27 protein-coding genes are annotated in these 19,870 nt (G+C 46.4%); 19 read left to right on the plus strand and 8 right to left on the minus strand.

The features are described 5' to 3' along the window. Positions 1–154: 154 nt before the first annotated feature. The 7 genes from dsrP to N4A56_RS09085 form a co-directional block, all read right to left on the minus strand. Positions 155–1,318 carry a sulfate reduction electron transfer complex DsrMKJOP subunit DsrP gene (gene dsrP / locus N4A56_RS09055; protein ID WP_293668284.1) on the minus strand — a complete coding sequence of 388 codons (1,164 nt, stop codon included), beginning with the start codon at positions 1,316–1,318 and terminating at the stop codon, positions 155–157. A gap of 10 nt (positions 1,319–1,328) precedes the next feature. Beyond that, positions 1,329–2,105 carry a sulfate reduction electron transfer complex DsrMKJOP subunit DsrO gene (gene dsrO / locus N4A56_RS09060; protein WP_295546699.1) on the minus strand — a complete coding sequence of 259 codons (777 nt, stop codon included), beginning with the start codon at positions 2,103–2,105 and terminating at the stop codon, positions 1,329–1,331. Continuing rightward, on the minus strand, positions 2,105–2,485 hold the full coding sequence (gene dsrJ, locus N4A56_RS09065) for a sulfate reduction electron transfer complex DsrMKJOP subunit DsrJ (protein WP_293668281.1): 381 nt from the start codon (positions 2,483–2,485) through the stop codon (positions 2,105–2,107). The genes dsrO and dsrJ overlap by 1 nt, the downstream gene beginning before the upstream one ends. 2 nt (positions 2,486–2,487) lie before the next feature. Next, positions 2,488–4,098, minus strand: a complete 1,611-nt coding sequence (dsrK, locus tag N4A56_RS09070; RefSeq protein WP_293668279.1) for a sulfate reduction electron transfer complex DsrMKJOP subunit DsrK — start codon at positions 4,096–4,098, stop codon at positions 2,488–2,490. Between the two features lie 9 nt (positions 4,099–4,107). Continuing rightward, on the minus strand, positions 4,108–5,103 hold the full coding sequence (gene dsrM / locus N4A56_RS09075; RefSeq protein WP_293668278.1) for a sulfate reduction electron transfer complex DsrMKJOP subunit DsrM: 996 nt from the start codon (positions 5,101–5,103) through the stop codon (positions 4,108–4,110). Between the two features lie 30 nt (positions 5,104–5,133). Further along, complete coding sequence (locus tag N4A56_RS09080) at positions 5,134–5,667, minus strand: RsbRD N-terminal domain-containing protein (RefSeq protein WP_293668276.1); 534 nt, start codon at positions 5,665–5,667, stop codon at positions 5,134–5,136. A 240-nt stretch (positions 5,668–5,907) separates the two neighbouring features. Continuing rightward, positions 5,908–6,825, minus strand: coding sequence for a hypothetical protein (locus N4A56_RS09085; protein ID WP_295546703.1), 918 nt, complete (start codon positions 6,823–6,825; stop codon positions 5,908–5,910). 170 nt (positions 6,826–6,995) lie between these two features. Between N4A56_RS09085 and N4A56_RS09090 the strand changes: the two genes are divergently transcribed. After that, a complete protein-coding gene (locus N4A56_RS09090; RefSeq protein WP_295546706.1) occupies positions 6,996–7,754 on the plus strand; it encodes a YgjP-like metallopeptidase domain-containing protein in 759 nt (252 codons plus the stop codon). Between the two features lie 130 nt (positions 7,755–7,884). Here N4A56_RS09090 and sat read toward each other — a convergent pair whose 3' ends face one another. Beyond that, positions 7,885–9,162 carry a sulfate adenylyltransferase gene (gene sat / locus N4A56_RS09095; protein WP_293668272.1) on the minus strand — a complete coding sequence of 426 codons (1,278 nt, stop codon included), beginning with the start codon at positions 9,160–9,162 and terminating at the stop codon, positions 7,885–7,887. Between the two features lie 668 nt (positions 9,163–9,830). Here sat and rpsL point away from each other — a divergent pair. The 18 genes from rpsL to N4A56_RS09185 all read left to right on the plus strand — a co-directional run bounded on the left by rpsL (position 9,831) and on the right by N4A56_RS09185 (position 19,869). Next, positions 9,831–10,202: a 30S ribosomal protein S12 gene (gene rpsL / locus N4A56_RS09100; RefSeq protein WP_020001415.1), complete on the plus strand. Its 372-nt coding sequence runs from the start codon at positions 9,831–9,833 to the stop codon at positions 10,200–10,202. A 24-nt stretch (positions 10,203–10,226) separates the two neighbouring features. After that, positions 10,227–10,697: a 30S ribosomal protein S7 gene (gene rpsG / locus N4A56_RS09105; RefSeq protein WP_293668270.1), complete on the plus strand. Its 471-nt coding sequence runs from the start codon at positions 10,227–10,229 to the stop codon at positions 10,695–10,697. Between the two features lie 15 nt (positions 10,698–10,712). Beyond that, complete coding sequence (gene fusA / locus N4A56_RS09110) at positions 10,713–12,788, plus strand: elongation factor G (protein ID WP_295546713.1); 2,076 nt, start codon at positions 10,713–10,715, stop codon at positions 12,786–12,788. Between the two features lie 731 nt (positions 12,789–13,519). Beyond that, positions 13,520–13,837 (plus strand): 30S ribosomal protein S10, encoded by a 318-nt coding sequence (rpsJ, locus tag N4A56_RS09115; protein ID WP_010938597.1) that lies wholly within the window; start codon positions 13,520–13,522, stop codon positions 13,835–13,837. A 12-nt stretch (positions 13,838–13,849) separates the two neighbouring features. After that, positions 13,850–14,479, plus strand: a complete 630-nt coding sequence (gene rplC, locus N4A56_RS09120) for a 50S ribosomal protein L3 (protein ID WP_293668247.1) — start codon at positions 13,850–13,852, stop codon at positions 14,477–14,479. A gap of 12 nt (positions 14,480–14,491) precedes the next feature. After that, a complete protein-coding gene (gene rplD / locus N4A56_RS09125; protein WP_293668245.1) occupies positions 14,492–15,112 on the plus strand; it encodes a 50S ribosomal protein L4 in 621 nt (206 codons plus the stop codon). Between the two features lie 12 nt (positions 15,113–15,124). Further along, positions 15,125–15,415, plus strand: a complete 291-nt coding sequence (gene rplW, locus N4A56_RS09130; RefSeq protein ID WP_293668244.1) for a 50S ribosomal protein L23 — start codon at positions 15,125–15,127, stop codon at positions 15,413–15,415. A gap of 3 nt (positions 15,416–15,418) precedes the next feature. After that, complete coding sequence (rplB, locus tag N4A56_RS09135) at positions 15,419–16,249, plus strand: 50S ribosomal protein L2 (RefSeq protein WP_074215175.1); 831 nt, start codon at positions 15,419–15,421, stop codon at positions 16,247–16,249. Between the two features lie 9 nt (positions 16,250–16,258). Then, entirely contained in the window at positions 16,259–16,540 is a 282-nt protein-coding gene (gene rpsS / locus N4A56_RS09140) for a 30S ribosomal protein S19 (protein WP_074215176.1), read from the plus strand. A 15-nt stretch (positions 16,541–16,555) separates the two neighbouring features. Beyond that, positions 16,556–16,888 carry a 50S ribosomal protein L22 gene (gene rplV / locus N4A56_RS09145; RefSeq protein ID WP_074215177.1) on the plus strand — a complete coding sequence of 111 codons (333 nt, stop codon included), beginning with the start codon at positions 16,556–16,558 and terminating at the stop codon, positions 16,886–16,888. A gap of 9 nt (positions 16,889–16,897) precedes the next feature. Further along, positions 16,898–17,539 (plus strand): 30S ribosomal protein S3, encoded by a 642-nt coding sequence (rpsC, locus tag N4A56_RS09150; protein WP_293668238.1) that lies wholly within the window; start codon positions 16,898–16,900, stop codon positions 17,537–17,539. Further along, entirely contained in the window at positions 17,539–17,952 is a 414-nt protein-coding gene (gene rplP / locus N4A56_RS09155; protein WP_293668237.1) for a 50S ribosomal protein L16, read from the plus strand. The genes rpsC and rplP overlap by 1 nt, the downstream gene beginning before the upstream one ends. A 1-nt stretch (position 17,953) precedes the next feature. After that, entirely contained in the window at positions 17,954–18,142 is a 189-nt protein-coding gene (rpmC, locus tag N4A56_RS09160; protein ID WP_020001426.1) for a 50S ribosomal protein L29, read from the plus strand. A gap of 1 nt (position 18,143) precedes the next feature. Further along, complete coding sequence (gene rpsQ, locus N4A56_RS09165; RefSeq protein ID WP_020001427.1) at positions 18,144–18,410, plus strand: 30S ribosomal protein S17; 267 nt, start codon at positions 18,144–18,146, stop codon at positions 18,408–18,410. 9 nt (positions 18,411–18,419) lie between these two features. Continuing rightward, positions 18,420–18,788, plus strand: coding sequence for a 50S ribosomal protein L14 (gene rplN / locus N4A56_RS09170; RefSeq protein ID WP_020001428.1), 369 nt, complete (start codon positions 18,420–18,422; stop codon positions 18,786–18,788). Positions 18,789–18,796: 8 nt separating this feature from the next. Then, positions 18,797–19,120: a 50S ribosomal protein L24 gene (rplX, locus tag N4A56_RS09175; RefSeq protein WP_293668234.1), complete on the plus strand. Its 324-nt coding sequence runs from the start codon at positions 18,797–18,799 to the stop codon at positions 19,118–19,120. An 11-nt stretch (positions 19,121–19,131) separates the two neighbouring features. Continuing rightward, the gene (rplE, locus tag N4A56_RS09180) at positions 19,132–19,671 is read left to right on the plus strand and encodes a 50S ribosomal protein L5 (protein ID WP_293668233.1); all 540 of its coding nucleotides are present in this window, start codon (positions 19,132–19,134) and stop codon (positions 19,669–19,671) included. 12 nt (positions 19,672–19,683) lie between these two features. Next, positions 19,684–19,869 (plus strand): type Z 30S ribosomal protein S14, encoded by a 186-nt coding sequence (locus N4A56_RS09185; protein ID WP_020001431.1) that lies wholly within the window; start codon positions 19,684–19,686, stop codon positions 19,867–19,869. Position 19,870 lies beyond the last annotated feature (1 nt).

Raw genomic sequence — 19,870 nt, forward strand, 5'->3', positions numbered from 1 at the left:
CATATATAATACAGAACGTCCTCACCTGAGCTTACAGATGAAGACGCCTGGATACGTACATCAAAAATGGCTGCAAGACATTCGTCCTACAGCCATCTAGATAACCTTATTACCCGTCAACTTATTCTAGGACGGGACAAAAGGAGCTTTGGAACTATAAGGTACCGGCTTCTTTCTTAACGTCGATTGCGATTTTCCAAAGGATGGATACCACAAATGCGCCTACAGCAAAGATGCCGAGTGAAATCAGCAATTCAGGTACAGTTGGAGCATAGGTAGCCCAAGTCTCAAATGGAGATGGTGCGAAACCACCGATGATGAGACCAAGACCTTTGTCAATCCAAGTTGCGAGAACGAGCATGCTAAGAGCCCATGGGAGGATCTTCATGTTTTCACGCAAGGATGTTGGGATGAGCAGTGCAAGGCTGGCAATAGCGAAAATTGCACCAATCCACATCCAGTAGGTTACCCAAGGAATGCCCTGTTCAGTACCTGCGAAGAGGTAATGGAGAGGGTGCATGTGACCTGGAATGTTACTGTAGAAGGAAGTAAATACTTCACAGAGGAACAGGAACACGTTGAGGCACATTGCGTATGTGATGATGATGGTAAGAGTTTTGATAGCCTCTTTACCAATTTCAAACTTAGCAATTTTCTTCACGATCATAAGAAGGAGAAGAAGAAGAGCTGGACCAGCACAGAATGCAGAAGCAAGGAAGCGTGCTGCAAGAACAGCGGTCAACCAGTAATGACGACCCGGGAGACCCTGAGACAGAAACGCTGTTACGGTGTGGATTGAGAACGCCCAAATTACGGAAGTGTAAATGAGGTATTTAACCCACTGTGGAGGAGCAATCTGGAAGCGTTCGCATTCCAGAGTTTTCCAGCCGATGATAGCGTTAAGGCACAGGTAACCGATAAGTACAACCATGTCGTAGAACATGACTGAGTTAAGGGTTGGGTGCAGAATTACGTTAAGCATACGCTGTGGCATACCCATATCAACTACGATAAAGAGCATGCACATAATAACTGCGCCGATTGCCATGAATTCACCAAAAATGATGATCTTTTTGAACTGCTTGTAGCCGTGGAAGTATGCTGGGAGAACCAGCATAACAGCGGATGCAGCAATACCTACAAGGTAGGTAAACTGAGCAATATAGAAGCCCCAAGTTACATCACGGTTCATGCCGGTAAGACCGAGACCGTATTTAAGCTGGAACAAGTATGTGATTGCACCGATGCCGATAATACCGCCGAGGAAAGCCAGCCACATATAGTACTTTGGAGATCCTTTCAAAACTTTTTCGAGCATGATGGGCCTCCTAAATTATGTAGAATACACCAGGCTCAGTGCCTAATGCAGGTTTACGACGAAGTGTGTAATTTTCTTCGAGCAACTTACGTACTTCAGATTCAGGATCTGAAAGGTCGCCGAAGTAAATTTTACCAGGTGCAGCTTCAACGCAAGCAGGAAGCTTGCCCTCATCAAGACGTTCAACGCAGAAGTTACATTTTTCAACTACACCGATCATACGGGTAGGGAACTTAGGGTTGATTTCTTTGATGTATGGACGAGGATCAGTGAAGTTGAATGAGCGTGCGCCAAATGGGCAGCCTGCCATGCAGAAACGACAACCGATGCAGCGATGGTAATCCATAGCAACAATGCCGTTCTCAAGCTTGTAAGTAGCCTGAGTAGGACATACGCGTACGCATGGAGGGTTTTCGCAATGGTTGCAGAGCATGAAGTATTCACGGTCTTCAATTTCTTTAGACTGATACTTGTTGGTTGTTTCAGTGAAAGTATGCTCGTACGCGTCTTTCCAGATCCATTTGATTTCAGTTTTACCCGGAATCTCAGGAACGTTATGAGCGGTATTACAAGCATTGATGCATGCGTCAAAATCTGCTTTAGCAGTAAATTCGCGTGTATCAATCACCATAGCCCAGCGCTTAGCTTTAAGCGCGAGAGCATCTTCTTTGTAACTAGGTTTAACAGCAGCAGCTGCTTTGGTCACGCCGCCAGCGGCAAGCTGAGCACCAAGACCTGCAACAGAAAGGCTGGCAACCTTAAGGAATTGTCTTCTGCTACGTTTCATTATTCATTCCCCTTAGGCGGAACGTGGCAAGTCCAACAGTATGGTTCCACGGCGTTCTCAAGGTGACATGTGTCACAGAACTCAGCCTTATTGGTATGACAGCTCATACAGGTTTTCTGTAAGCTTGCTTCCCAAGTTGCACCGTTAGATGCAACGTACACGCGTTTTCCGTCACGAAGAGCGGAATCGCGCCACTGGTTCAGCAGAGTCATGTGCTCAGCGCGCATAAACTCAACAGGCTCAATGCACTGCTTTTGATCGGCAGGCAGGCTCAATTTAGGACCAGTGTAGTCTTTGGAAGCCAGATTGCCCCAGAAAGGGTACGTAAAAACGGCTAAAAAGATTACCAGTCCGGAGATAACATACTTGCTGTTATACATGATTATTCATCCTCCATTCCTGGCAGTTCTTCTTGCCTGAGGTCCATAGTACGTTTGTGCTCGCCTTTCATAACAAGTGCGTTAGCAACAAGCTCATGTACACCGGAAACATCTACGCCTGGTGCCCAGTAATCAGCAAGCGGCGGCAGAGTTGCACGGTCGATAGCACAAACACAGGACATCATGTTAACACCATGTTTTTCCTGTACGTGACGCAATGCGTTACCACGAGGAAGAGCACCACGCATGCGGATTTCCATAATCTCGTCAGTGTTGAGACCGGAACCAGCACCACAGCAGAAGGTCTGCTCGCGGATGGTGTTTTCAGGCATTTCGTAGAAGTTGTTACATACAGCCTTAAGGATTTCACGAGGTTCTTCAAGAAGACCCATAGCACGAGCCGGGTTACAGCTATCGTGGAAGGTAACGTTGAGATGATCGTTACGTGAAGGATCAAGGCGAATTTTGTTGTGCTTAATAAGGTCAGCTGTGAACTCAGCAATGTGAACCATTTTGGTTTCCGCAGCATTTTCGAACACAGTACCAGTAATAGGACTTACTGGAGTTTCCATGCAGGAAGGCGCAGGACCGTTCATGGTTGACATGTACTGGTTAATAACACGCCACATGTGACCACACTCACCACCGAGAATCCACTTGGAACCGAGGCGCTCAGCTTCAGCGTACATCTTAGCGTTCAGTTTCTTCATCATGCTGGATGACGTGAAGAGACCGAAGTTACCGCCCTCAGATGCGTATGTGGACAAGGTGTAATCAAGCCCGATTTCTTCGAAGAGCATCAAGTAACCCATAAAGGTGTAGATGCCAGGTTCAGCAAAAGCGTCACCGGAAGGAGTAATGAAGAGAACTTCATGTCCTGGTTCGTTGAAAGGAGGGTTGATTGAGATACCGGTAACTTCTTCAATGTCTTCGCAGAGGAATTCTACGATTTCTTTGAATGCATGCGGTGTAATACCAAGGTGGTTACCAGTGCGGTTACAGTTGCTTACAGGGTCCATGATCCAGTGCAGACCAAGACCGAGTTCGTGCAGCAACTCGCGAGCCATCATGGTGATTTCAGCGGTATCAATACCGTACGGACAGTACAGAGAACAGCGACGACATTCAGTACACTGGTAAAAATAGTAGAACCATTCTTTAATTACGTCTTTGTCGAGCTTGCGTGCACCGGCAAGTTTACCAAGGATTTTACCGGCAGTGGTGAAATCTTTACGGTAAACAGAGCGGAGCAGTTCTGCACGCAGAACAGGCATGTTTTTAGGGTCGCCGGAACCGATGAAGTAGTGACACTTATCAGCACAGGCACCACAGCGAACACAGATGTCCATGAAAAGTTTAAGAGAACGGTACTTTTTAAGGCGTTCTTTCAAACCGTTGTAGATGATTTCTTCCCAGTTTTCAGGGAGGTGCCAATCTTCCTCAAATGGATTCCAATCGTGAGGATTAGGCATTCCAAGAGGTTCCATGGTCGCTTTTTTAGCTGGATATGCAACTGCGCCTTCAGTAATTTCAGGCTTGGTGTTCATCCAGTTTTCACTAGGCATGTCGTAGCTGACTTTCATCAGCTCTTCCGGTGAAGGTATATTGGCCATAATTGCTCCTTATTCTTCCGGCTTCTTTACGACCGGGAGTCCTGCCTCAACCATAGGTACCCTGAACTCGTCTTCGTATGCTTCGTAAGTGCGGTATACTTTTTCCGGGTTCCATGGGTTAACGTGCAGCTTAATGCGGCTGTCGTTTGCCATGTTACGTGTCGGGCTAAGGAATACACCGCCAGCATGCATGAGTTTACTGAACGGGAAGTACATAAGGAGTACTACAAGGAAGAACATGTGCACGTAGAAAATGCTGCCGATTTTTGCGAGAGCGGCTGTGTCCGGTGCGAAGTGGAGCAGGCTCATTACAAAAACTTTAACAGTAGCAATGTCGACTTTCATGAAGTAGCGCATTGCGATGCCGGTAGCACAAAGACCAAGAATCAAGAAAAGTGGGAAGTAATCGCTCAGAAGAGAGATGTAACGCACTTTCTGATTAAAGATACGGCGACCAATCAGGTACAACAGCGCTACAATAATTAGTGGACCAGTCATAAACAGACGTGGAGCACCGATTTGCAGGATGCCGTCGATCATTTCGATACCATTTACAAAGAATGGTACCGGTTCAGCAAAGAACCTGAAGTGGCGTAAAAAGATAATAAGGAAAGAGTAGTGGAAAATGAGCGCGAAGAGCCACAGGAACTTAGAGGACCAGTAGACCACGCGGTCGCCTTCGATAGAAACATTAGTGTTGCGGAACAGGGAGCGAAACAAAAGTACTTCAAGGATCATGCGTCCCCAAACACCCGCTGTATTAGTCGGGTTGTCGAGGGTGGCAGGCTTAATCCAAGGAAGGGACTTCTGCTGGCCGCCTGTAGTAGGAATGCTGAACGGAACCGGGCGTTTTGCCCAGTCTAAAATCCGCCATGCGAAACCTACAAGGAATACGATTATTGCAGTGTAAGGTAAACAAACTGCCAGAACATATTGGAATCCCATCATTGATCCCATCCAGGCAAGTATACCCAAAGCAATAACCGCGAGAAGTGAAATAATCATTCCGTTACCTCGCTGCTAGGCTATTGGTTGTTACGATTCCGGTTCCCCAACCGGTTTCTCCAATATACGTTCTGCTCTTTTCAAGAGCTGAAAGTGCTTCCTTTTAAATTCATCAACGCGCATTCTCTGAACCTTATCGCGGCATTCCGAATAAATACGGAATCCCATAAGTGCCAGAGAATCTATTTTAGATTCTAGTTCCAGAAGATCAGCAAATTCTTCGGACTTAGAAAGTTTGGGGACAATGTGTTTTCGGATGATAGTTTTTAATATGAAGAGAACAGCCATTGCCTGATCTGCTTCAAATTTTTGAACAGCGCGTACTTGAACAATTTCATTCAAAGCCGGTTTTAGAATATCGCTGTCCAGATTATCATCTGCAAGTGCACCAATAATGATAGCGGTTGCTTTTTTGGTTTTGTTCCCTACAGGGTTCGAAAAAGCGTTGTCCTGACTGCGCAGGAAGCCGACAGTATCGATGTCATAGGTACCAAATATGGCAGCAATCCACTCTTCGGTGATTGTTTCTTTATGTTCAGAAAAAATAGTTTTAATTTGTTGCATAGAAACTCTTCGCTTGGGCTAAAAGGATTCCGGCGGGAGACCCTATAAAGCGTTTTTTACTCTTTGTCCAAATAAATTGGCAAAAAAGTATGACACCAAAGGATAATAGTGCTTGTCCGTTGCCCGTCGGTTTCAAATGATTTTTTTCACATAATGTGATTATATGGTTGCGTCAACATATTCAATCAGATTGGTTGTACAACCAGCCTGTCAGAAAAAGAAATAACTAGGGAATGTTAGTTAATCGCAGGGTTCGGAACCGTCTTCTGTGCAGCCAGAAAAGTCTTCAGTGAAATCTAGCGTATCTCCTGTTTTTTCTTGCTGTTGTCCGGTTGCGAGTAGAGATTTAGGCACACCGTTTGTAATCAGGACAGGGATACGTGTGACACCTATTGATGCCAATTGGGATTTATTTCTAAAAAGATTCCACTGATAATTTAGACGGGTCATAAGCGGTATGGAAATATCAGCAGGTGTGGCACGAACTGCACGGTTGAACGCAACGTACATGGACATGCCGTCATTCAACGCCTTTTGCATTACGAAAATCCTCTCAAGGTCATCGTCTGTTTCTGCTATGGGGTAGAAAGTAATGTTTCCAGCGTTGTCTTTAGTTAGATTTGGGATGAGTTTTTTGCATGCAGTGCAGCTTGGAGAAAAGAAAACTTGTACGTCTGCTTGCTTGTTTCCGTGGATAGCCCAAGTACCTATTTCTTCATTTATTGTCGCAAAAAGGTTTGGGGTAACTAGCAAAACCCAGATAGTTGCAACAGGTGCAAAAAGTCTAAGAGGGTGTTTCAAGCTGCTGCATTGCATAAATAAAACGAGAAGAAGGATTGCTGCAAAAAACAGGCACGGGACGCAAGGAGCTGTAAAGACCATGAGCAATAGAAAGCCCAAGTCGATAATGACGGCACAGAGAGCTAAAAAAAGTGCTGCCGTAGGAAATTTAAGAAGGTTCAGCAGTGCCAGGGAGATGAACAGCGCTGTGCCGATCCACCACAAAGAAATTCCGAATACAGATATATCTTTAAAAATTTCGCAGCCGGTTGTTATACAAATTGCGTCTAAATTTTTAGTGGCGTTAAGAGCGCAGAAAAGGGCACCGGCAAAGGCAACAAATGCAGTGCCATATGCAGATCGCTTAGAAAGGGACATGCAAAATCTCCAAAAGGTTGCAATAAGATAGTTATCTTGGACAGCCAAAATGCGTTTCAGACGCGGTTTGACGGTGAGCCTGAATAAGTCGCAAGTCTTTAGTGACTGTACTGTGATTGCAAATGCGGGTAAAGGGATTAGCTCAAATTTCATGCTTGAGGAGCTGTGTTTTGATATTTAGAGAAGATGGAACAATTCAATATACATTAAAGCGCAGTAAACGGGCTAAACATGTTCGCCTGCATGTAACACGAACTAAGGGGCTTGAAATTGTTGTCCCTCATTCTTTTAATAAGGCATGGCTCCCTTCGATTCTTGAAAAGCGCGCAGAGTGGATACGCAATGCCGCAAAAAGGCTGCGAGTTCCAACTGTTGGGGAGCCTCTTGAGCGTATTCCGAACGAAATATTTCTAACAGCTCTTAACTCTACGTATACGGTGAAATACGTTACGGATGAGAGAATTAATAAGCGAGTGGTTGATGCTCAAAAGATTATAAGGACAGCTACCGGATTGTTATCGGTAGAGTGTGGCGGACAAATATTGTTACCTGAAGATGCTTGCGAGGCGGATTGCATTGAATTGCTTCGATTATGGCTAATTCGGAGTGGTCGGGAATACTTGCCTGAATTTCTCGAAGAAGTCGCAGCACAGGTAGGAATTGAGTTTAAAAAGGTGCAGATTCGGCTTCAGAAGGGACGGTGGGGCAGCTGTTCCACGCGGGGGACGATCTCTCTCAATGCTCGATTATTACTTCTGCCACAGCATTTACTGCAATATATTTTGCTTCACGAGCTGGCACATGTTCGTCACCCAAATCACTCCCAAGCTTACTGGGATTTTTTACAAACGCTAGATCCAAATGCGCTACAACATGACGCAGAGATGCGCGATACATGGCAGCATATACCGCTTTGTTTTTCCATGTAGGAATTAGTAGGGGGCGTTATTGCTAAGTATTTTTTTGCTGGGCATTATATATAATGTTGTACAACTTTTTATCTGCATAAAAAAAAGGGGATCGGTTAACCGATCCCCTTTCATATTCAGAGTCGTCAAATTACATGGAGTCGCCAGAAGCAGCACCCTGCATTTTAACTTCAACTTTCTCGGTAAGACCTTCGTAGTATTCGCGAAGGATAACGAGAACTTCGTCACGACCGAAGTGATCTGGAATTTCAGCGCCTTCGGAGAGAGCTTTACGGAGTTTAGTACCGGAAAGGATAACGCGATCTTCTTTAGTGTGTGGGCAAGTACGCAGGGAGGCCATGCCGTCACACTTGTAGCAGTAGAAAGTCCAGTCAATTTTCATTGGCTTACAAAGCAGAGCTTTGCCTTCGTCTGCTGGAGTAGGGATACGATCGAAGATTTCCTGTGCTTCGAAGAGACCGTAGAAGTCACCAACGCCAGCGTGGTCACGACCGATGAGCATGTTGTTTACACCGTAGTTCTGACGGAAGGTAGCGTGGAGGAGACCTTCACGTGGACCAGCGTAACGCATGTCAAGTGGGTAACCAGCCTGAATTACGTTGTCTTTCACGAAGTAGTGCTCAACGAGAGTATCGATAGCTTTTACGCGAACGTCAGCAGGGATGTCGCCTGGCTTGAGGTTACCGATGAGGGAGTGAATGAGCACGCCGTCACAAACTTCGATAGCGATTTTTGCGAGGAATTCGTGGGAACGGTGCATTGGGTTACGGAGCTGGAGTGCAGCAACTTCAGACCAACCACGTTCTTCGAACATTGCACGAACTTCTGCAGGGCGGAGGTAAACACCTTCGTATTCTGCTGGGTATTCGCCTTCAGAAAGAACTTTTACAGGACCTGCGAGGTTAACTTCTTTCTGAGCCATTACCATTTTAACGCCTGGGTGATCTTCGAGAGCGATTTTCCAGAATACGTCGTCAGCAGACTCTTCGCCTTCACCTTTAAATACTTTTTCGCATTCCCATTTTTTGTCAGCTTCGGTCATTTCGAATTTTTCTTCTACTTTCATAGTAGCGAAAACGATGCCGTCGCGAACGAGAGCGATTTCTTCACCAACTGCAATTGCGTCAGCTTCAGCTTTGGAAGCGTCAAGAGTAACTGGTACAGGCCAGAAAGTGCCGTCTGCGAGAGTGAAGCTTTCACATACGTTCTTCCAGTCTTCTTTACCCATGAAGCCGTTCAGTGGGGAGAAGCCACCGATACCCATCATGATGAGGTCGCCTTTAGCACGAGCAGAAATGTCGAGCTTTTTGAGGCCTTCAGCTTTTTTTACTTCAGCTTCAAGTTCAGCACCTTCGAGCAGGCAACAAACGAGACCTTTACCACCATGTGGGGCTACCAGTTTAGACATAACTTCCTTCCTCCGGAATATAAAAGTTTGTAACTTGTGAATTACCGATTTGGTTTTTCATAAAGCCAATCTTGTAGTCACACTAACAGGATAGACGATTGCGCTTGTGTCTGTAAAAATTCCAGTTAGTGCGTGAGACTGGTTTGTGAAAAATTAGACAAAAAGTCAAGGGCAAATAATTAACTTTTTTAAAGCAGTAAAAACAGTGGCTTGAAGTGCGCATGTTGTGTCAAGAAAAAATAAAATAACAGTACTTAGGCGGTTGCTTGAGAATAATAGTACAAATTGACGCAAAAAAGCAGGTATTATTGAGTGGTTGCACAGGTGGCTTTCTTGTGAAAAAGAGCACAATGGCGCTTAGGGGGTGTTACAATTTATTTGTATGATGAGTAACATTATTATATTTGAAAAAAATAGCAAAAATTACTTGAACCCTATATGAAAAAGACGTAAGTACCTGATTCGAAATTTCACGGGTCTGACTGTCGATGCCGAGCGGGCTGCTGGGCTGCATCGGGTCCCCGTTTGGAATAGATGAGCTGCTAGCTAACTTTTAGTTCTCCACTGAAGGTTGGTTAGTGCTTTTGTTGTGATTGAGTTGCACCACACAACGGGGCTGCTCATCCTGTACTAAGCGAACGACTTTGATTAATTCCTATGGAGGAAAAATGCCCACTATCAACCAACTTATCCGCAAGGAACGTAAGAAGGTTGTAAAACGTAAGAAAACTCCAGCGCTGCAGGCTTGTCCACAGCGTCGCGGCGTTTGTACTCGTGTTTACACCACTACACCTAAAAAACCTAACTCCGCGCTGCGTAAAGTAGCTCGTGTACGCCTCACCAACGGCATCGAAGTAACTGCCTACATCCCTGGTGAAGGTCATAACCTTCAGGAACACTCTGTTGTTATGATTCGTGGTGGTCGTGTAAAAGACTTACCAGGTGTACGTTACCATATCGTGCGTGGTACCCTCGACACCGCTGGTGTTGCAGATCGTCGCCAGGGCCGTTCTAAATACGGCGCTAAGCGTCCTAAGTAAGCAGTTAATTGGAGTAATATAGATATGCCTCGTAAAGGACCCGTACCTAAGCGTGAGATTTTGCCAGATCCGGTATACGGAAGTCGTCTGGCTGCTCGTTTTGTAAACCGTCTTATGCTCGACGGTAAAAAAAGCACCGCAGAAAAAATCTTCTACAAAGCACTTGATGTTCTCGCTGAAAAAACCGGCGAAGATGCAATTCGTGCATTTGAAAAGTCTCTTGATAATGTAAAACCTCATCTGGAAGTTAAGTCTCGCCGCGTTGGTGGTGCAACTTATCAGGTTCCAGTTGAAGTTCGTCCAGACCGTCAGGTTTCTCTCTCTATCCGTTGGATCATCACCTACGCTCGTGGTCGTGGCGAGCAGGGCATGGTTGCACGTCTGTCCGGCGAACTGCTTGACGCGTTCAACAACCGTGGCGGTGCTGTGAAGAAGAAAGAAGACACCCACCGTATGGCAGAAGCAAACAAAGCTTTTGCTCATTTCCGTTGGTAATCTGAGGAGCTTACTGTGTCTGCTAAAGTAGCTGTATCGAAACAGAGAAATATTGGTATCATGGCCCACATTGATGCGGGCAAGACTACCACTACTGAACGTATTCTTTACTACACCGGTGTGTCTCACAAAATTGGTGAAACACATGACGGTGAGTCCAACATGGACTGGATGGAACAGGAAAAAGAGCGTGGTATTACTATTACCTCTGCTGCTACAACCTGTTTCTGGAACGACCACCGCGTAAACATCATTGATACTCCGGGTCACGTTGACTTCACTATGGAAGTAGAACGTTCCCTTCGTGTTCTTGATGGTTCCGTTTGTGTGTTCGATGCTGTAGCTGGCGTTGAGCCTCAGTCTGAGACTGTATGGCGTCAGGCTGACCGTTACGGCGTTCCACGTATCTGCTTTATTAACAAAATGGACCGTATCGGTTCCGACTACTGGCGTGCAGTAGGTATGATCTCCGAGCGTCTCGGTGCTAAGCCTATTTCTCTCCAGATTCCAATCGGTGCTGAAGACCATTTTGAAGGCATCATCGACCTCGTAACTGGCGAAGCTATCTACTACGATAAAGCTACAAAAGGTGCTGAGTTCGAAATTCGTGAAGTTCCTGCTGACCTTCAGGATCTTTACGATGAAAAACGTATGGAAATGATGGAAGCTATTGCAGAAGAAGACGAAGCTCTTCTTGAAAAATACCTCGGCGGTGAAGAACTTACCGTTGAAGAAATTAAAGCTGCAGTACGTAAAGCTACTATTTCTCGTACCATCGTGCCTGTATTCAGTGGTTCTGCATTCCGTAACATGGGTGTACAGCCTCTGCTCGACGCAGTAGTTGACTACCTCCCAAGTCCGGTTGACATTCCAGCAATGGAAGGTGCTAACCCTGATAACGAAGAAGAGAAAATTCTTTGTCCATGTGACGATAAAGAGCCTTTCTCCGCTCTCGTGTTCAAGCTTGCTTCTGACCCATACATCGGTCACCTTTCCTTTACTCGTATTTACTCCGGTAAAATCGAGTCCGGTATGACTATTCTTAACTCTAATACCGGTAAGAAAGAACGTGTTGGTCGTCTTCTCAAAATGCATGCTAACAAGCGTGAAGAGATCAAAGAAGCATACGCTGGTGACATTGTAGCTGTTGTAGGTCTGAAAAACATTTCTACTGGTGATACTATCTGTGCGATGGATCGTCCTGTAGTTCTCGAGTCTCTCGATATTCCAGATCCAGTTATCGAAGTTGCTATTGAGCCTAAAACAAAAGCTGACCGTGACGCTTTGTCCGCAGCTCTTGCTAAGCTCGCTAAAGAAGATCCATCCTTCCGCGTAAAAGGTGATGACGAAACTGGTCAGACCCTTATTTCCGGTATGGGTGAGCTTCATCTCGACATCATCGTTGACCGTCTTACCCGTGAATTTAGCGTTAACGCTAACGTAGGTAAGCCTCAGGTAGCCTACCGTGAAACTATCACTAAGGTTGCTAAAGAAGATCACAAGTACGCTAAGCAGTCTGGTGGTCGCGGTCAGTACGGTCATGTTGTTATTGAAATCGAACCTAACCCAGAGAAAGGTTACGAATTCACTAACTCCATTACTGGTGGTGTTATTCCTAAAGAATACATCCCAGCAGTTGATAAAGGTATTCAGGACGCACTTAAATCTGGTGTGTACGCTGGCTTCCCAACAGTTGACGTTAAAGTTAACCTCGTATTTGGTTCTTACCATGACGTTGACTCCTCCGAGCAGGCTTTCTACATTGCCGGTTCTATGGCAATTAAAGAAGCTTGTAAGAAAGCTGGTCCTCAGATCCTCGAGCCTATCATGGGCGTAGAGGTTGTTACTCCTGAGGAGTACCTTGGCGACGTAATGGGTGACCTCAACGGTCGTCGTGGTCGCGTGCAGGGTATGAATACCCGTGCTAACGCTCAGGTTATTGATGCGATGGTTCCGCTTTCCGAAATGTTCGGTTATGCAACTGACCTTCGTTCTAAAACTCAGGGTCGTGCGAACTTTACTATGCAGTTCGATCATTACGAGCCTGTACCTAACTCTATTGCTGAAGAAATTATCAGCAGTAAAGGTTAGTTCCTGAGTTCTCAGGTGATATAATGCTCCGGTCATCGCAAGATGGTCGGAGCTTTTCTGGTTAGAAAGGGTAGGGAAGTTATAATTCAACATTTCATATAAAAAAATATGAAAAAGGTGTTGACGTTAGAACTTGTCTCGCATATAAGTCTTTCTCGCTTGAGGGAACAACGAATTTCCTCAACGCATAAAACTCCTCCTCACAAATTTGGAGGTTAAGAATAGGTTGAGCCTATTCTGCTGTTTTTTGACATTTGCAGGCGTTTCTTGATGCTGCATTATGTCGTGCCGTTCCAGCAAAGACCGTGTTTTGCTGTAAGGTGCACATACAAAAATTTAAGTGTTTTACCACTTGCATCTTGGAACTCCTGCGAGCCACCAGTGCGTATTGTATCTATCAATTATGCACAGGCAGGCTGACGACATATGGACGTTCTTCGCAAATAGTGGAGTAGAGGTCTTTTGATGTTGTCAGGCTGACTGGCTTGTCACACATCACAACCCCTCTCTTCTTTTCTCCATTATTTCCGAAAGACAAATTTTCGAGCTCACTTTGAGTTCACCTGTCCTCTGTCGTGTTTAGGTCAAGATGCATCTGTTCAGCCGTTACTTTACAGAGATTTCATCTTGTACCATCGTGAGGAAATTTCTGCTTATTGCAGTTTGGATCATCCCCCTCACGGGATGATCACAGGTAAGGGTCTCGTATCCCTAATATGGAGTAATAAACTATGACAACTGTTAGCAGTGATCGTATCAGAATCAAGCTTAAAGCTTACGATTACCGCATCCTTGATAAGGCTGTGGCAGAGATCGTTGATACGGCGCGCAACACGGGTGCAGGGGTTGCTGGTCCAATCCCACTCCCAACAAACATTCACAAGTTCACGGTCAACCGTTCTGTACACGTAGACAAAAAGTCTCGCGAGCAGTTCGAAATGCGCATCCACAAGCGTCTTATGGATATCCTTGAGCCTACTCAACAGACCGTTGATGCTCTTGGAAAGCTCAGTCTACCTGCTGGCGTGGACGTTGAGATTAAACTCTAGCGAGAGGTAATCATGACTGAGAAATTAGGAATCTTGGGCCGCAAAGTTGGCATGACCCGTATCTTCGTTAACGACGGTTCTGCTGTAGCAGTTACAGTTATCGAAGCAGGTCCTTGCCCGGTAATCCAGAAAAAAGATGCGGCTACTGACGGATATAATGCAGTACAGATTGCTTTTGGCGAAGCTAAAGAAAAGCACGTAACCAAAGCAATGCGTGGTCACTTTGAAAAAGCTGGCCGCGGTCTGTTCCGCAATACTTGCGAAATTCGTCTCGAGGAAGCACCAGAACTGGAAGTTGGTCAGGACATCACCACAGAGATCTTCTCTGCTGGCGAAAAAGTTCGTGTGACCGGCACTACAATTGGTAAAGGCTTCCAGGGCGTAATGAAGCGCTGGAACTTCGCTGGTATGCCTGCATCCCACGGTCACGAAAAAGTGCACCGTTCCCCAGGCTCCATTGGTCATGCAACATTCCCTGGTAAAGTGTTCAAAGGCAAAAAAATGCCTGGTCACATGGGTAACGTTCGCCAGACCACATCTAACCTCGAAGTCGTCGCTGTTCGCGCCGATGAGAACCTCATCCTGGTTAAGGGTGCAGTACCTGGTCCTAAGAATGGCCTCGTACTGGTACGTAAGCAGTAAAGGGGTACTACAGTGGCTGTTGTAAAATTATACGATCAGAACAAAGCAGAAGCCGGTGAAATCACCTTGGCTCCTGAGGTGTTCGAGGTCGAGGTAAAACCCGAGATCCTGAACCTTGTTGTACGCGCTCAGCGTGCAGCTAAGCGTGCAGGCACCCACGCAGTAAAGGGCCGCTCTGATGTTAGCGGCGGTGGCGCTAAACCTTGGCGTCAGAAAGGTACCGGCCGCGCACGTGCTGGTTCCTCCCGTTCCCCAATCTGGCGTGGTGGTGCTGTGACTTTTGGTCCTCAGCCCCGCGACTATGGGTTTAAGGTAAATAAAAAAGTTCGTCGCCTTGCTATTAAAATGGCTCTTTCTTCCCGCCTCGCCGGTGAGAATCTTATGGTCGTTAATGGCATCGAACTGTCTGAAGTAAAGACAAAGCTCATGGCTGGTGTTACCGAAGCACTCGGTCTGAACAAAGCACTCATCATTGCAAAAGACCTTGATGAAAAGCTCGTTCTTTCCGCGCGTAACCTTCCTGGTATCACTGTACAGTCCGTTGAGCAGCTGAACGTTTACGATGTGCTCCGTCATAAGCAGCTTGTTCTGCTTGAAGGCGCAGTTGAATCCGTTCAGGAACGACTGAAGTAGAGGTAGGGTCACATGAATTATACTAAGATCCTCATCAAGCCGCTTGTATCTGAAAAAGCTACTTTCCTTAAGGAAGAAGCTCAGCAGGTAACCTTTTTTGTAGCACCTTCTGCTAACAAAATTGAAATCAAGAAGGCTGTAGAAGAAGCCTACAACGTAAAAGTTGCAGGTGTTAACGTAGTGAGACGTCGCCCTCAGCCTAGAGTACGTCATGGCCGCACTGTCGGTCAGATCTCTGGCTACAAGAAAGCGTACGTGACTCTGGCCGCTGGCGAAAAAATCGAATTCTTCGAGGGAGTGTAAGCAATGGCTGTTCGTAAGCTTAAGCCTACTTCTCCGGGTCGTCGCTCCCAGACAATTTCCCTTTTCGAGGAAATCACTCGTAGCACCCCAGAGAAGTCTTTGACTGAAGGCCTGTCCAAAAAAGCAGGTCGCAACAACTACGGTCGTATTACTCAGCGTCGTCGTGGCGGTGGACACAAACGTCTTTACCGTATCATCGATTTTAAACGTAACAAGTTCGATATTCCTGCAACTATTGCACATATCGAATACGACCCGAACCGTTCCGCTCGTATCGCACTTCTGCACTACGCAGACGGCGAGAAGCGTTACATTATTGCTCCAGTTGGCGTAAAACAGGGTGATGTTGTTATTGCAGGCGAAACTGCAGACATCAAACCTGGTAACGCTCTTCCAATGAGCAAAATTCCGGTTGGTACAATCATTCACAACATCGAGCTTGCTCCAGGCCGTGGCGGACAGTTCTGCCGTGCTGCTGGTGCATATGCACAGCTCGTTGCTAAAGAAGGCAAATACGCACTCTTGCGCATGCCTTCCGGTGAAGTACGTAAGGTTCTTTTGACCTGTATCGCAACCGTTGGTCAGGTTGGTAACGTAACTCACGAAAAAATTCGCATTGGTAAAGCTGGCCGTAACCGCTGGCTTGGTAACCGTCCGAAAGTTCGTGGTGTTGCAATGAACCCTATCGATCACCCACTCGGTGGTGGTGAAGGTCGTAGCTCTGGTGGTCGCCATCCGGTTACCCCTTGGGGCGTACCTACCAAAGGCTACAAGACTCGCGACAAGAAGAAAGCTTCCAATAAGCTTATCGTTAAGCGTCGCGGTCAGAAGTAGGAGTAGAAAATGCCTAGGTCTCTTAAAAAAGGTCCTTTTGTCGACGACCATCTTCTCCGAAAAGTTGAGAAGGCTCAGGAAAGTGGCGATCGCCGCGTGATCAAGACTTGGTCCCGTCGTTCCATGATTCTTCCTGAAATGGTAGGCCTTACCTTTGCGGTTCACAACGGCAAGAAATTTATCCCTGTATTCGTGACTGAGAACATGGTTGGTCACAAATTGGGTGAATTCTCCCCGACCCGCACTTACTACGGCCATGCTGCCGACAAAAAGAGCAAGGCTAAACGCTAGGGCAGGTGAAGTAATATGCAAGCTCAAGCAACCGCCAAGTTCGTACGCGTTTCTACACGCAAAACCCGTCTTGTTGCTAAAAACATCGTGGGTCTGCCAGTAGAAGACGCTGTAAATATCCTTAAGTTCACCCCGAACAAAGGTGCAGCAGTTATTAACAAAGTGCTGCACTCTGCAATCGCCAACGCCGAACAGGTGCCTGGCTCTGATGTGGATGCTCTCGTGGTGAAACAGGTTATAGTCAACGAGGGTCCAACCTGGAAACGCTTTATGCCTCGTGCACAGGGTCGCGCAACTCGCATCCTGAAGCGTACCAGCCACATCACTGTCATTCTCGAAGAAAGTTAGGATACAGTTATGGGACAAAAAGTACATCCATATGGTTTCCGTCTTGGTTTTAACAAGAACTGGAGATCTCGCTGGTTCAGCAAAAAAGAATATCCTGCCTTTGTCTTCGAAGATAACAAAATTCGTAAGTACGTAAAAAAGGCCCTGTATCATGCAGGTATTGCTGACATTGAAATCGAACGCGCTGGCGGAAAAGTTCGTCTTATCCTTAGCACAGCACGTCCGGGTATTGTCATCGGCCGTAAGGGCGTAGAAATCGAAAAGCTTCGCGCTGACCTCCGTGGTAAATTCAAACGTGAATTCTCCATCGAAGTTAACGAAATTCGTCGCCCTGAAACTAATGCACAGCTTGTAGCTGAGAACATTGCTATGCAGCTGGAACGCCGTGTTGCTTTCCGCCGCGCTATGAAACGCACTGTTTCTATGGCACGCAAGTTCGGTGCAGAAGGTATCAAAGTCTCTTGTGCTGGCCGTCTGGCAGGCGCTGAAATCGCACGTACCGAATGGTACCGCGAAGGTCAGGTTCCGCTTCAGACTCTGCGCGCTGATATCGACTACGGTTTTGCAGAAGCTTCTACCACTTACGGTATCATCGGTGTTAAAGTCTGGATCTACAAAGGCGAAATCCTTGACAGTGAGGTAGGGCAGTAATGCTTCAGCCTAGAAAGACTAAATTCCGCAAGCAGCAGACAGGCCGTCTGAGAGGCAAAGCCACTCGCGGTAACACTATTGCTTTCGGTGACATCGGTTTGAAAGCACTCGAACATGGCAAGATCTCCAACCAGCAGATTGAATCTGCTCGTATTGCGATGATCCGTCACATTCGACGTGGTGGTAAAGTTTGGATCCGCATTTTCCCGGATCACGTGAAAACCTCTAAGCCTCTTGAAGTTCGTCAGGGTAAAGGTAAAGGCGCACCATGTGGTTGGTATGCACCTGTTAAGCCTGGTCGTATCCTTTACGAAATCAAAGGCGTTGATATCGAGCTTGCTAAAGAAGCACTCAAACGTGCTGCTTACAAGCTTCCTATCAAGACTACTATTGTAGTTAAGGAGGGGCTCTAGTATGAAAGCTGCAGAACTCAAAAAACTTAGCGTTGAAGAACTCAACACTAAGCTGGAAGAAGCACGCAAGGAACTTTTTGACCTGCGTTTCAAGCATGCAACTGCACAGCTTGATAATACTTCCGGTATTCCTGCTACAAAACGTGCTATTGCACGTATTTTGACCATTTTGAAGGAAAAGGGAGCGTAAAATGTCCGAAGCTATTGAACAGCGGAAGGGTCGCGCGCTCGTTGGTACTGTTGTGAGTGACAAGAACGACAAAACTATTGTTGTTCGCGTTGAGACACTCGTAAAGCACCCGCTTCTTAAAAAGTACATTCGTCGTCGTAAGAAATTCACAGCTCACGACCCTAACAACGAGTGTGCAATGGGTGATAAAGTGAAAATCATCGAGTTCCGTCCTCTCAGTCGCAACAAACGCTGGCATCTCGTTTCTGTTTTGGAAAAAGCCGTTTAGGGGTTTGCTATGATTCAGGTAGAATCTACTCTTGAAGTAGCGGACAACTCCGGTGCCAAAAAAGTTGCTTGTATTAAAGTTCTCGGCGGTTCAAAACGCCGTTACGCTTCTGTAGGCGACATCATCGTAGTATCCGTGAAAGAGGCTATGCCTCATTCTAAGGTGAAAAAAGGTGACGTGATGAAAGCTGTTGTTGTGCGCACGAAGAAAGAAATTCGTCGCGTAGATGGCACTTACATCAAGTTCGACACCAACGCAGCAGTAGTGCTGAACAAGCAGGGCGAACCTGTAGGTACACGTATCTTCGGACCAGTTGCTCGCGAACTCCGCGGTAAAGGTTTTATGAAGATTGTATCTCTCGCACCTGAGGTATTGTAGGAGAAACCATGAAACAGTATCGTATCCATAAAGACGACAAGGTCATGGTAACCTCCGGTAAGGACAAAGGCAAAATCGGCAAAGTTACTAAGATCCTTCGTAAGAAAGATCGCGTAATTGTCGAAGGTGCTAATATGGTTAAACGCCACACTAAGGCGAACCCATATGCACAGCAGCCTGGTGGAATCGTCGAAAAAGAAATGCCTATTCACGTTTCTAACGTAATGGTCATGTGCGGTGCATGTGCAGAGCCTACCCGTGTAGGTTACCGCCACACCGAAGACGGTAAAAAAGTGCGCTTCTGCAAGAAGTGTAACGAAATCCTTGGGTAGGGTGAAAGACGATGACCCGTCTGAATAAGATCTATAATGAAAACGTGGTGCCGGCCTTGCAGAAAGAGTTCCAGTACAAAGGACCTATGCAGGTTCCCGGGCTGGAAAAGATCTCCCTCAACATCGGTCTTGGCGAAGCAAGCTCTAACAACAAAGTTCTCGAAGACGCTGTTGTAGCTCTTACAGCCATTGCCGGTCAGAAGGCCGTTGTTACTCGTGCTAAGAAATCTATTGCGGCATTTAAACTGCGTGAAGGCATGCCTATCGGCTGCCGTGTAACTCTTCGCGGTGCTGTAATGTGGGATTTCCTCGATAAGCTCGTTAACTTTGCACTGCCTCGTGTACGTGACTTCCGCGGTATCCCTGATCGTGGTTTTGATGGTCGTGGTAACTTTACCCTGGGTATCAAAGAACACACCATCTTCCCTGAAATGGAAGCAGATCGTGTTGAAAATGCCTTTGGTATGAACATCACCATCGTTACTACCGCTTCCTCTGACAAAGAAGGCAAATTCCTGCTTGATCAGCTCGGAATGCCTTTCAAGAAGTAAGGAGAACCAAAGATGTCTCGTAAGTCTCTTGAAGTAAAAGCAGCGCGCAAACCTAAGTTTAGCGCGCGTGCATACAATCGTTGTCCAATTTGTGGACGCCCGCGCGCATTCATGCGCCGCTTCGGCATTTGCCGTATCTGCTTCCGCCAGATGTCTCTGCGCGGTGAGCTCCCAGGCGTTCGTAAATCGAGCTGGTAAG

It is taken from the genome of Halodesulfovibrio sp. (assembly GCF_025210605.1).
Taxonomy (GTDB): Bacteria; Desulfobacterota; Desulfovibrionia; order Desulfovibrionales; family Desulfovibrionaceae; genus Halodesulfovibrio.